This is a genomic window from Lipingzhangella halophila (assembly GCF_014203805.1).
Taxonomy (GTDB): Bacteria; Actinomycetota; Actinomycetes; order Streptosporangiales; family Streptosporangiaceae; genus Lipingzhangella; species Lipingzhangella halophila.
Genome location: NZ_JACHJT010000001.1, coordinates 3,759,494 through 3,771,806, shown reverse-complemented (window position 1 = coordinate 3,771,806; position 12,313 = coordinate 3,759,494). Strand labels below are relative to the sequence as shown.

Sequence of the window (12,313 nt, the reverse complement as noted above, 5' to 3'; positions counted from 1 at the left end):
GCGGGGGCGGTGTTCACCGGGGCCCGCGGCGGACAGTTGCGGCGCGGAGTCTTTCGCGCCCGCTTCTGGCGCCCCGCCTGGGACGGCCAGCCCCAGAGCGAGGAGGCGTGGCTGCGGTCACCGCTCCTGCCCGGCTTCCCCTTCAACGAGGGCCGCCACACCCACCGCACGTGGCTGGCCGACGACGGGGTTCCCGAAGTCGCGCGGGCGGCCCGGCTGGGCCACCGGATGGCCGGCAGGGCCGGCGCGGGGGAGTGCTGCCCTGGACGCTGCTGATCGTCGGCAGCGCCGCGTCCCTGGCCGCCAACGTCGCCGTGGCCGACCCGACCGTGTGGTCGCGAGTCATCCGTGCCTGGCCAAGCTTCGCCCTGATGGGAGCCTACAAACTGCTCATGCGCAACTTCCGTGTAGCCGCCCACAGCGAGCGAACTGCGTACGCAGACGATGAGGCGCTCGGCAGGAGCGACAGTCGCGCCCCGGACCGGGATGGGGATACCAGCACCGCAGGCGTGCAGGGCTCCATATTGTCAGAGATGAGAATGGTGCGGCTCCGATGCTCGGCCCTGTCGAGCCTGGGGGAGTGGCCGTGCCCCCCATCCAAGTCGAGGCCTGGAACTGGGCGCTGGACCACCGGCGCGACGATGGTTCTCTGCCGACCGGAGGTGAGATCGCGGCGGTCTTCGGTCGGAAGCAGCGCTGGGGCCGGTTGGTCAAGCAGCTAGGACAGCAGGGAGCATTTCGACGGACAGCAGCGTGACCACGGCCCTTTACCCGTGCATCCGTGTTGCATGTTCTGTGGGTCCGATGCGGGGTATGCACAAGACCGGCGTTTCCGGATCACAAGCCGGTCCCCAACATCCGAGCACCGATGGAGCATCCGCCTCCGGTTCGATCAGTGCCAGTGCGTGTCCGGCGTGAGACCGAGCCCGCCCGGATATCGGAGGGCCGAGCCTACGCTCGACTATGCCGCGCCTCCCGGGCGCCCGGTCGGCGCGGACTCGTTCAGCACCGCTCCGACCTGCCTTTCGGCATCCTCGGGGTCGGCGGCGGGATTGACCCCCACGACCGTGATATTCCCGAGGCGACCGGCGGGCCCGCCGACGGCGAGCGTGCGCCGGGCGGGACCGGCACCGTCCGGGTAGACGATCACGGCACCGCCGCGCACCCCGCTGTAGGCGGCGCTGTAGGTCAGGAGCTGGTACACGTCATCCCGGGACACGGCTTCGGCGCCGTAATCCTTGTACTTGGCGTCGACCGGCAGCAACCCGTCCATGTTCGGGAGGCCGACCAGAACGTCGGGACGCAGGAATCTCGGACGTCCCAGGTCCCCGCGGACGGTGAGGCTTCTTGCCCCCGAGGCGGCGAGTGTTGTCCCGCCGAGCCTGCGGGCGCTCTCCTCGCACATGCGGCGGACCGCGGACTCCCACAGAGCCGGCGTGTCCAAGAGCAGTGTCCCCGCCCGCCATTCTGTGAGGTCGAGCAGGTCGGTGGCCCCACCGCCGCCCAGGACCAGGCCCGCCCAGGTGTGCGCCGCCCGGTAGCGGAGGTTCAGGCGGGTGTAGCGCGCGCGGGTGAGCGCGCGGAGGGCCGTCTCGGGGTTCCGGTACCGAGGGAAGGAGGCCGCGGTGCGGGTGACGGCGCGCAGCAGCCCTGCGTCGCGGACGGTCTCGGCCGCCGCGGCTAGGGCGGTGCCGCAGACCCGGTTCTCCCAGATGTCGGCGTCGCGTTCGTGTGCGCGGACGTGCAGCCGGTCGATCCTGCCGTAGCGCCGGGCGAGCTGTGCGGTGGCGTCGAGACGCCCGCGCAGGACCGGTTCGACCCGTTCGCGCAGAACGTAGTCGCGGCGCAGTCCGTCGGCTGCGAGCGCGCGGCACTCGGCCAGCAGCGCGGCCACGACCAGATCGGCGAAGCCGCCGGGACCCGTCGTCCAACCGCGCACCACCTCCGTCCGCACCTCCGCGATGCGAAGCGAGTAGCACAGCCACCGGATGAGCTGCTCTCCGCTGATGGGCAGCTTGGGTTCGACGACCAGCCTGATGCGGTCGAGGGAGACGGCACCGGTCACGCTGCCAGCCGTGATCCGCCAGCCGCCGGAGGACGCCTGCACCGAGAGGAGGCGGTCGTTCGCGAGTGCGCGCAAGTGCACGAGGTCGGATGCGGTGAGGCTCTGCTGTGCCAGTTCCACCGCCCCGTACTCGCGCAGGCGGTACTCCGGCCGCTCAGTCACTGTCGCCGTCGTCGCCCTCGGGGGCGAACTCGGCGGCCAGGGCGCGGGCGAGGTCGCCGGCCGCCATTTGATTGGGTGCCCCGGTATCGGGGTCCAGGAGCGGGCCGAGCAGGGAATGCAGCAGCTCGGCGCGCCCGAGGCAATGGTCGACCAACAGCGGTGCGATGTCGGTGTAGAAGGCGGAGGCCAGGTCCTCCTCGCGGTACAGCGGTTCGTCGTCCCGCATCAGATAGGCGTGGCCCAACTGGTGGTCGGCGTCGAGGTGGCGCGTGATCCGCAGGTTGAGTTCGCCGAGGAACGTGGCGAGCGGCAGCGGGCCCACCGTCCCGGCGACCGCATCGAGGTCGGGCCCGAGTTCGACGAAGCCGAAGCGGCGCCGAATGGCGGCATCCATGTGTCCGACACTGCGGTCGGCCGTGTTCATCGTGGCGAGGAGCACGACGTTGGGCGGGATGCGGAAGGGGCGCTTGCTTACGGGAAGGGTCACCGGCACGCCGCGCTTGTCTTTCTCTAGGAAGGTGACCAGTTCACCGAAGATACGCGGCAGGTCGCCCCGGTTGAGCTCGTCGATGATGAGCAGGAAGCGCCGGTCCGGCGAATCGTCGGCTTCGCGGCAGACGTCCAGGAAAATTCCGTCGGTCAATTGCAGGTTGAGCCCCGAGCCGTCGGCCGCGGGTGCCGGCTTGTACCCCTCCACAAAGTCCTCGTATCCGTAGGAGGGGTGGAACGTCACCATGCGGACTGAGGCCTTGCCGGAGGCGGCGCCGTCGAGAAGGTCGGCGATCGCCCGGCGGCGGTCCTCTGCGGCGTAGTCCGCGGCCTCGGGCCGTCCAGCACAGGCGAGCGCGGCGGAGAGCGCGGCGCGGGTCTTCCCGGTGCCGGGCGGGCCGTAGAGGATGGCCTGGCCTTTGGCGTCCAAGACGTCCAGAATGCGCCGCACCTGGGGTGCCGGAGCGGGCTCCTCCGCCGGGGTGCCGCCCCGACCAGCGCGGTTGGCCTCGATGCGGTGCATCAGGAGAGGCTTGACCTTGGCGAACGTCTGGCGCCAGCCGGCTTCGGGCGGCTCCAGCGTCTGCGCGTAGGACTCGTCCCAGTCGACGGGGACCGTGTTGCGGTAGCGCTCGCGCGCGGTGTCGTGAACGTAGGCGCCGGAGACGGTTCCCAGGGCGAGGATCTCGGACTTCCCGCGGTTGGCCACGATGACGTCGCCGGGGTGCAGGTCGCGGAAGGCGAGCAGGTTGCGGGCCAGCGCCCTGTGCCCCCCTGGGCGCTCAGGACGGTGGGTGTCCAGGGCAGTCTTGAGCTCGGCGTCGTTTTCGTAGCTCTCCAGATCGCCGACTTCGTCCCACCCGACGCAGATGAATCCGTTGTCGCGGCACTCCGGCCACATCTCGGCCTGGCGCCCGGGCGCGATCTTGTAGACGGCGCGGCCGGACTGGCGCGGGTCGTAGTTCTGGTAAAGGAACCGAATGACGGTGTCCGGATCCCATTCGCGGAAGGCCTTGTTCCTGTAGACGAGGTCGTAGAGCCGCCGGTTGGCGCCCCACGCCCACTCGGAGCCTGCATATGCCTGGTAGGTCGCTCCGCCGAATAGTTCGATGAAGTGGCGGATGTGCGCGGCGGAGTAAACCGGCAGGAAGTGCTGCGGGAAGTAGGCGGCTAGCGTCTTTGTCACCAGGGCCTGGCCGAAACGCAGCGCGCCCAGGTCGTCCAGCGCGTCGAAGTCTTCGGCCTCAGCGGCCTCGAAGGCGGCGACGAACTCGGTGCGCAGCCGCTCCCACGCGCTGTGCGCCTCCATACCGACCAGCGGGCCGGACAGCCGCCATCGGCCGTCGTTGTGCAGGTAGATGATGTGCTTGGCGGCACTGCCGCCCCGGATGCTTCCCAGGGCCTCGGTGCCGAACTCCATCAGGCGGCAGAAGCCGGTGCCCTCCTGCGGTGCGGCGCCCAGCGCGTAGCTCTCCAACGCGAGTGTGGGCCACCGATCCAGGGGGAACTCGTCGGTCACTCGCTGCCGGTCGTCCCGGGCGCGTTCGACCCGCTCGCGCGCGTCAGCGGGGTCGAACTCGGCTGCCGCCCGGGAGAGATCGATTCCGTTGGCCATACCCTCCGCGTCCGTTTCCGGTAGCAGCTCCACGATGTCGACTTCGCGTAAAATGCTAGAGGAATGCGGGGTTCGGCGCTGGAGGGTTCCCGAGGCCGCCGGTGTCGGTTTCGCAACGGCGCGAGAGGTGCGCCGGTTGCGGGGGATACGCCCTTGGCTGACTGTTACATCGAAGCCGCTGCCCCACCGACTCCGCCCCGCCTGGGCCCTCGTGGTGCATGCTGGCGCGGGCCCCGTCGTCGCCTGAGCGGGATGATGCCTGCCCTCACCTCAGGTGTCCGCGCTACAGAAGGTTCCTCTCGTAGAGGTGTAGTCGGAGAACTGACCCAAAAGCAGAGCGTTGACGAGCTGACGAAAGTCGTGATCGCCGAGGCGCTCGTGGAGGTAGCGATGTCGACTCTCGGGCACGGACAGCCTCCTTCGTTCCAACCCGGGCGTCTCCTTACTGCCGTCGGGAAGCTTCTGCTGCTCGGATCTATTCAACCCAGCGCCACGGACTCGAGCATGGAGCACGCGCGCATGCCCGACCCCTTCGACGGGCTACCGGCCCACACCGGACTTCGACTCCCCCGAGCCTTTCGGCACCACCCTTTAAACGTCAGCAGCTCCTCCACATCAGGAGTAATGCGCCGACGATACCCAGCACAATGAGAACCACTGCGCCTATGTGGGTGAATGAGGGAGCTGCTCCGAGATTCCCGCGCACGCGGGTTATAACGCCCACGCCCTCGCGCGTCTGGTGAGCTGGGCGGTGACGAACATACCGGCACCGATGTACGCCTCCCCGGAGGCACGCGAGGAGGAGATCCGTGCTGGCGCGACACTCAACCCCGAGGCGTTGCGTAACCTGGTCGACCATGCCGCGATAGATCTGGACGTTCGATGGCGGGACCTCCCCGCCGACCAGTGGAACACGACTGTGGTCACCGCCCAGGGCAGAGACGTGCCCGTGTCGGAGAACGTGTGGATGCGCAGCCGCGAGGTGTGGCTGCACGCCGTCGACCTCGACTCGGGTGCTCGCATCCAGCAGGTGCCGGCCGTCATCCTGCCCCGGCTGCTGAGCGACATTCACCAGGCGTGGGTCAAGCGGCTCGGACCCGAAGCGCCCTGCCTCACCGCCATCGACGATGGGAACCGCAGACAATGGGGACGTCCTTCCGGGGCCGCGACGCACGTGGAAGGCCCTGACGCCCTCGTCGCGCGGACCTCACTTATCTCGCGCTATCGGCACTTCCTGTTCCGAGACCCCCAACTGCCGTCCGAACTCACCCCAGAGCCCTGGCCGGGCGACCATTCCTACACCATCTTCCATGAAGCCCACCGGGCACTCGGCCCCGCGGCACGTGCCTACGTCAGCGACATCATCGACGCGGAGACAGCCCAGCAGGCGTAGAAGCAGGGCCGCGGCGCCCTTCGCTCGCGGTCCGAGTCGTTGATTCGGGGACCGTTCCCTAACTCGGCTGGTGCGTTGAGGGGTGCGGCTGTTGAGCGGGGTGGCGGGGAGGAGGCAGGTGAGGCCGTAACCCTGCTGGTGGTTCCGCTGCGGACCAGGGGCCTGACGCGCTCTTGGGCCCTGGAACGCTCGGCCGATACTAAACCACGTATCTTGTTGCCGATAATCTGACAAGCCTGCTGCCGCAGGTCACTCCGGTCGTGGCATCCGGACCAGGTGCAGGTTGTCCTGGCAGAACCGGACGAACTCGCGGGCCTGGCGACTGAGCCGGGCTTCCCGGGGCCAGGCCAGCACCACCAGCGCCTCCTCCGCCGGCTCGGCGATCTCCTTGGGCACCACCCGCAGGCCCTCGTAGGTGCGGTCGTTGGGCGGCCGGGTGACGAGCAGGCAGTAGCCCATGCCCCGGCCGACCAGCGCCCGCGCCATCTCCAGGGTCGACGTGCGGTACCGGACCAGCGGCACCACCCCCGCCCGCTCGCATAGGGCCAGGGTGTGGTGCGAGCTTGGCGGGGCGTCCAGTAGCACCATCGGCTCGGACTCCAGGTCATGCAGTGACACCGAGAGCCGGTCGACAAGGGGGTGGTCGGCGGGCAGCAGCGCGTGCGGCCGCAGCGTGAAAAGCACCGTCCGCGCCGTCCGCGGCGACAGGTCCATGTGGTACATCACGGCCAGGTCCAGCTCCCCGCTGAGTATCCGTGGCTCCAGGGTGTCCTGGGTCCCCTCGGCGAAGTCGATGGCGAGGCCCGGATGCAGCGCGCCGAATCCCTGCATCAACGGCAGCAGCACCGTGGGCGCCAGGGTCACGTAGCCCCCCACGACCAGCACGCCGCTGAGCTCGCCCTCCGCCCCGGAGGCTGACGCCTCCAGCTCGTCGGCCTGGTGCAGCAGCTCCCGGGCCTGGCGAAGGACGTTCCTGCCGGACGGCGTCAGGGTGATCCCGTGGGCTTTGCGCCGCACGCACAACTGCACCCGCAGCACTCGCTCCAGGTCGCCCAGGGCCAGTGACACCGCCGACTGCGATACGCGCATGCGCTCAGCGGCCCCGCTCAGCGTCCCGGTATCCGCGACCGCCACGAAGTAGGCGAGCTGGCGCAGCGAGACCCGAGGAAGGGTTATGAGTTTTTCCAATACTACTCCAAGGTTTTCTGTGCTTTACCTGAGCTTGTGAGTGGTGTCACTTTAGGGCAGGAACGGTGACCAGCGACACAAGGAGCGCCGTATGGCCCTGGACCAGGAGCTCTCCCCGGCCCACTCGACCCGATCCGCCGACTGGGTGCGGCTCGACGACCTCCATGACGACCCGTATCCGGTGTACGCGCGGCTGCGGGATGAGGCACCGGTGGCGTGGGTGCCGGCCGCCAACCGCTATCTCGTCACCCGCTACGCCAACGTCCACCACGTGGACAACGACCCCGAGACCTTCAGCGCCGACGAGACCGGCTCGCTCATGAAGCGGGTGATGGGCCACAGCCTGCTGCGCAAGGACGGCGCCTCCCACGCCCGCGAGCGCAAGGCCGCCGGCGTCCCGCTACGCCCCAAGGCGGTGAAGGAGACCTGGACCCCGCTGTTCCGGCGCAACGCCGAGCGCCTCCTCGTCGAGATGCGCGACGCTGGGGAAGCGGAGCTCGTCAGCCAGTTCGCCGCGCCCTACGCCGCGGCCAACCTGCGCGACATCATCGGCCTGCCGGAAGTCTCCCCCGAGGACCTCACCGCGTGGTCGCAGGCGATGATGGACGGTACCGGCAACTATGCCGACGATCCGACCGTGTGGGCCCGGTCCGAGGCCGCCACCCAGGCCGTCGACGACGCGCTGGCAGAGGCGCTTCCCCGCCTGCGCGCCAACCCCGACGACTCCATGATCTCGGCGATGCTGCACGCCGAGGACCCGCTGAGCCCGGCGGAGATCAGTGCGAACGTCAAGGTGACCATCGGCGGCGGCCTCAACGAGCCCCGCGACGTCCTCGGGGTCGCTGTCTGGGCGCTGCTCACCCATCCCGAGCAGCGCACCCGGGTGCTGACCGACCCCCGCCTGTTCTCCGTGGTCTTCGACGAGGCGGTGCGCTGGACGTCCCCTATCGGCATGTATCCCCGGCAGACCACCCGCGAGGTCGAGTTGGGCGGCGCGATGCTGCCGGCCGGGGCCAGGCTCGGCGTTGTCGTAGGGTCGGCCAACCGTGATCCGCGCCAGTTCGAGGACCCCGACGCCTTCGACATCGACCGGCCCAGGAAGGCCCACCTCGGGTTCGGCAGCGGTGCCCACTACTGCCTGGGCGCGTGGGTCGCCAAGGCGTCCGTGGGCCAGGTCGCGCTGCCGATGCTGTTCGACCAGCTGCCCGGGCTGCGCCTCTCCGGACGCCGTCCCGTCCGGGCGGGTGGCTGGGTGTTCCGCGGCCTGCTCGACCTGCCCGTCGCCTGGGACCACTGACGGCCACCACCGCGACCCGAGTCCCCTGGGGGTCTCGGGAGGTCCGCCGTTTCACGGCGCCTCGACACATCGAACCACCCGAGAGCAGCGAGGGAAGGGAGGCCACCCGTGCCCAAGATCATCTACAACCATGCCGACGGCACCCACGATGTCGTCGACGCCCCGGCGGGCACCTCGGTGATGCGTGCGGCCGTCACGGGCGGCGTCGCCGGGATCGTCGGCGAATGCGGCGGCCAGGCCATGTGCGCCACCTGCCATGTCTACGTCCGCCCCGAGCGCCTCGCCGGGCTCCCCGCTGTCAGCGAGGACGAGGACGAGATGCTGGACTGCGCTGCGGCGGGGCGCGACTCCGAGCGCAGTCGGCTGGGCTGCCAGCTGTTCGCGGGCGAGGCGTTCGACGAGATCGAGGTCGACGTCCCGGAGAGCCAGAGCTGATGGGCACGGCCACACAGGGCAGCCGGGTCGTGGTAGTGGGCGCCGGGCAGGCCGGGGTCGAGACCGCGGCCTGCCTGCGCGACTACGGCTACGTCGGGCCGATCACCCTCCTCGGTGAGGAGCCCACGGCGCCCTACCAGCGTCCGCCGCTGTCCAAGGACTTCCTGAGCCGCCGGGTGGACGCGGACGGGCTGGAGCTGCGGTCGGCGGACTTCTACGCCGACCGCGGCATCGAGCTGGCAACCGGCCGGCGGGTCGACGCGATCCTGCCCGCGGAGCGCCGGGTTCTGCTGGACGGTGGCGGCGGGCTCGGCTACCGGCACCTCGTGCTGGCCACCGGCGCCCGCAACCGGCCGCTCACGGTCCCCGGCGCGGACCTGGACGGGGTGTGCTACCTGCGCACGCTCGCCGAGGCGGTGGCTCTGCGCGAGTGGCTGACCCGCCCGCGTGAGCTGGTGGTCGTCGGAGGAGGTTTCATCGGACTGGAGCTGGCGGCGGTGGCCGCCGCCGGGCACCGGGTCACCGTGGTGGAGGCCGCGCCGCGCTGCATGGCGCGGGTGGTCACCCCAGTGGTGTCCGACCACGCGGAGGCGGCACACCGGCGGCGCGGCGTGGAGGTGCTGACCGGCACCGGTGTCCGCCGGATTCTCGGTACGGCCGGTCGGGTGCGGGGGGTGGAGCTCGCCGGCGGGCGCACGGTGCCTGCTGACGTGGTCGTCGTGGGAATCGGCGCCGTAGCGGCCACAGGGCTGGCCGCCGAGGCCGGGCTCGTGGAAGGTTGCGCCAAGGGGATCATCACCGACGAGCACGGCCGCACAAGCGCGCCGGGCGTGTTCGCCGTGGGCGACTGTGCCGCCCAGCCCGGTCCGGGTGGCGCGCTGATCCGCCTGGAGTCGGTGCCGGGCGCCATCGGTCAGGCAAAGCGGGCTGCGGCCGCCATCGCGGGGGTCCGGGGAACGCCCTATGGAGAACACGGCATGGAGGACGAACGTGCCCCGGCCGTGCCGTGGTTCTGGAGCCACCAAGGCGAGCTGCGCCTCCAGATCGCCGGCCTTCCGGAGGCCTACGACCGCGCGGTCGTACGGGGCGACCCCGCCGCCGGCCGCTTCTCGGTGTTCCGCTTCTCCGCTGGCGAACTGGCGGCCGTGGAGTCGGTCAACAGGCCCGTCGACCACATGGCAGCGCGCAAGCTTCTCGCCCGCAGCATCCCCATCACCCCGGAGGAGGCCGCGGAGCTCACCTTCGACCTGAAGTCCGCGGCAACGGCCCGCGCCTGAGTAGTGGGCGCCCTGACCCGCAACCAGGAAACACCCCCGCATACGAAGCCAACGATGGCCGGGGCCAGCGCCACCCCTGCTTCTGCTTCGTCGGACAGGCCCGTCCACCCCCTGACCGTCGTTGGGCGCCGCTCCTGCTGGTCGTACTCAGACTCGTCCAGGGCATGGGTGTGGGCGGCGAGTGGGGCGGCGCGGTCCTCATGGTCGTGGAGCATGCGCCGCCGAAGCACCTGAGCCCCACGGACGTGGGGATGAACCGCCACTGGCCACACCGGGCCTCCCTCTCCCTCTCCCTCACCGAGCCCCACGGATGTGGGGTGGACCGGAAACGCAGAGAGCCGCGATTGGGTTGCCGACACTGCTGGGTCTGGCCGGCCGGACAGGTCCCCGGTGGCTTCGTGTGGTGTGTCGTGTGCGCAGCACATGCGGATGTGCGGTGGTGGGCTTCGTGACCTGGGTGTTCAGGTGATTGTCCATCTGAGCTTCCCCCGCTTGCGCGGACGCCGTCGGTGAGGTCAGCCGCGGGTGAACTTCCCCCGTAGCGCGGACACTTTGGTCTTGCCCCCGTTCAACAGACACGGTGGTTGAGAGACTGCGGTTCGACGACTACCGAAGGAGCTTGCTCGTCGTGCCGAAAGCCCTACCCGCCGGAGTCCCGGTGTCGTGCTGTCGCGCTGGCGCGCCAGGGCCACAAGTCGACCGTCGCGCTCGCCAAAGACCTCGGTACCAGTCGCTCGTGCCTGCAGAACTGGGTCGCCCAGGCCGCCGCCGAGGAGAAACCGGCCGGCGACGCCACCCGACCCAGGGCTCGTTCAAGTTCCCGGGTCGCGTAGATGGCCCGGTTTGAGCTGGTATAGGACATACAAAAGTAGGCACGGGACCCGAGATTATGAAGGTGTCTAACCCCGATTCGTCAGGGGGCCGATCCCGTCTTCTGATCCGGCGCTTCGCCCGTGATGTTCCTGGTCCGGGCAGGGACGGGCCCTCGCGTGACGCCGCGGGTGCGCCGGGTTCCACCAGCCCGGAGACTGCGCGCTTCCTCCTTCCTGCTGCTCGTCGGGACAGGGCCCGGCCCTTATGTGAGGGCCGGCAGGGCGGTCAGCCTGGCCCAGGAGGTGGTGAACGCCTGTGCCCAGGGCCAGGTCCGCTCGATTCGCACCAAGCGGCGGCGGGCGTGGCAGGCCAGCCGTGCGGGCAGGTGGTAGATCCGCAACCGCATGGTCTCGGGCTCGGCCCGGGCCAGCTCCTGGTCATCGTGCAGGGTGAGCAGCCGCAGCCACGCGTCCAGGTCCGCAGCCAGGTTGCAGGTGAGCACCCACCCCTTGTTGACCCGCCAGGACTTCGACGGCAGCCGGGCCAGGCCCATCGCCTTGTTCGTGCGCACCCGGTCCTCCACCTCGACGTGGTCGCGGTGCAGCGCGTCCAGGAACTGCACCTGGTGCGAGCCGGTGATGCGGTGCATCTGCCCGATGTTGGTGGCCAGGACCGCGTAGCGCCACCCGGTCCGCTTCTCCAGCGGGGTGAGCTTCTTGGCGTGGCGCCGTGAGGGGCGGACCCGGCGCAGGGGGCCGACTACCAGCGCGGCCCGGACCCGACGGTGTCCAGCGTCGAGGCGCTCCGCGGCCCCTTCGACACCGCCACCACCTCCGTGTCGTCTCTCTTCAGGGGATTCGGTGGCGGCACCATCTACTATCCGACCGACACCAGCCAGGGCACCTTCGGCAGTGTCGTCGTGGCTCCGGGCTACACCGCGAGCAGCTCGACGATGTCGTGGCTGGGCCATCGCCTGGCGTCCCAGGGCTTCGTGATCTTCACCATCGACACGAACACGCGCTACGACCAGCCGAACAGCCGTGGCCGCCAGATCGGGGCCGCGCTCAACTACCTGGTCGAGCGGAGCGCCGTCACGGACACCGTGGACGCCGACCGCCTCGCGGTGATGGGTCACTCGATGGGCGGCGGCACGCTCGCGGCCGCCAACGACCGCCCCGAACTCAAGGCGGCGATCCCGCTGACCCCGTGGCACACCCAGAAGAACTGGTCGGGAGTCACAGTGCCCACCATGATCATCGGCGCCGAGAACGACACCGTCGCCTCGACGCGCTCCCACGCCATCCCGTTCTACGAGAGCCTGGACGGCTCTCTGGACAGGGCGTACGTGGAGCTGAACGGTGCGAGCCACTTCGCGCCGAACACCAACAACACCCCCATCGCCCGGAACAGCATCGCCTGGCTGAAGCTGTTCGTGGATGAGGACGAGCGGTACGAGCAGTTCCTGTGCCCGCCGCCCCGCACGGGCTGGTTCTCGAACTACTCTGACTACCGGGACACCTGGCCTTACGGCACATGATCCCTGCGTGAGGAACGGCGGGCCGCCGGCGGCGGCCCGCCG

Annotated in this window: 10 protein-coding genes and 1 pseudogene; 7 read left to right on the top strand and 4 right to left on the bottom strand. The window is 70.0% G+C overall.

The window, feature by feature from the left end:
* Nucleotides 1-9 precede the first annotated feature (9 nt).
* Entirely contained in the window at nucleotides 10-276 is a 267-nt protein-coding gene (locus F4561_RS17390) for a site-specific integrase (protein ID WP_184580385.1), read from the top strand.
* A gap of 685 nt (nucleotides 277-961) precedes the next feature.
* On the opposite strand, the gene F4561_RS17385 is transcribed toward F4561_RS17390, so the two are convergent.
* Nucleotides 962-2,227, bottom strand: a complete 1,266-nt coding sequence (locus F4561_RS17385) for an McrC family protein (RefSeq protein WP_184580383.1) — start codon at nucleotides 2,225-2,227, stop codon at nucleotides 962-964.
* On the bottom strand, nucleotides 2,220-4,331 hold the full coding sequence (locus F4561_RS17380; RefSeq protein ID WP_184580381.1) for an McrB family protein: 2,112 nt from the start codon (nucleotides 4,329-4,331) through the stop codon (nucleotides 2,220-2,222). Before F4561_RS17380 ends, F4561_RS17385 begins: the two co-directional genes overlap by 8 nt.
* Nucleotides 4,332-5,025: 694 nt before the next feature.
* Between F4561_RS17380 and F4561_RS17375 the strand changes: the two genes are divergently transcribed.
* The gene (locus F4561_RS17375) at nucleotides 5,026-5,724 is read left to right on the top strand and encodes a PaaX family transcriptional regulator C-terminal domain-containing protein (RefSeq protein ID WP_312885611.1); all 699 of its coding nucleotides are present in this window, start codon (nucleotides 5,026-5,028) and stop codon (nucleotides 5,722-5,724) included.
* Nucleotides 5,725-5,973: 249 nt separating this feature from the next.
* On the opposite strand, the gene F4561_RS17370 is transcribed toward F4561_RS17375, so the two are convergent.
* Entirely contained in the window at nucleotides 5,974-6,912 is a 939-nt protein-coding gene (locus F4561_RS17370; protein WP_246437219.1) for a LysR substrate-binding domain-containing protein, read from the bottom strand.
* Between the two features lie 91 nt (nucleotides 6,913-7,003).
* On the opposite strand from F4561_RS17370, the gene F4561_RS17365 reads away from it, so the two are divergent.
* The 4 genes from F4561_RS17365 (at nucleotide 7,004) to F4561_RS33975 (ending at nucleotide 10,754) form a co-directional block, all read left to right on the top strand.
* The gene (locus F4561_RS17365) at nucleotides 7,004-8,209 is read left to right on the top strand and encodes a cytochrome P450 (protein ID WP_184580376.1); all 1,206 of its coding nucleotides are present in this window, start codon (nucleotides 7,004-7,006) and stop codon (nucleotides 8,207-8,209) included.
* 108 nt (nucleotides 8,210-8,317) lie between these two features.
* Nucleotides 8,318-8,644 (top strand): 2Fe-2S iron-sulfur cluster-binding protein, encoded by a 327-nt coding sequence (locus F4561_RS17360; RefSeq protein WP_184580374.1) that lies wholly within the window; start codon nucleotides 8,318-8,320, stop codon nucleotides 8,642-8,644.
* Nucleotides 8,644-9,921 carry an NAD(P)/FAD-dependent oxidoreductase gene (locus F4561_RS17355; protein ID WP_184580372.1) on the top strand — a complete coding sequence of 426 codons (1,278 nt, stop codon included), beginning with the start codon at nucleotides 8,644-8,646 and terminating at the stop codon, nucleotides 9,919-9,921. Before F4561_RS17360 ends, F4561_RS17355 begins: the two co-directional genes overlap by 1 nt.
* A gap of 584 nt (nucleotides 9,922-10,505) precedes the next feature.
* A complete protein-coding gene (locus tag F4561_RS33975; RefSeq protein WP_184580370.1) occupies nucleotides 10,506-10,754 on the top strand; it encodes a transposase in 249 nt (82 codons plus the stop codon).
* 242 nt (nucleotides 10,755-10,996) lie between these two features.
* Here the strand turns inward: F4561_RS33975 and F4561_RS32640 are convergent, their stop codons facing one another.
* Complete coding sequence (locus F4561_RS32640; protein WP_246437218.1) at nucleotides 10,997-11,383, bottom strand: transposase; 387 nt, start codon at nucleotides 11,381-11,383, stop codon at nucleotides 10,997-10,999.
* 93 nt (nucleotides 11,384-11,476) lie between these two features.
* On the opposite strand from F4561_RS32640, the pseudogene F4561_RS32635 reads away from it, so the two are divergent.
* Nucleotides 11,477-12,271 (top strand): annotated as a pseudogene (locus tag F4561_RS32635) (alpha/beta hydrolase family protein); the annotation flags it as partial.
* Nucleotides 12,272-12,313: the final 42 nt, after the last annotated feature.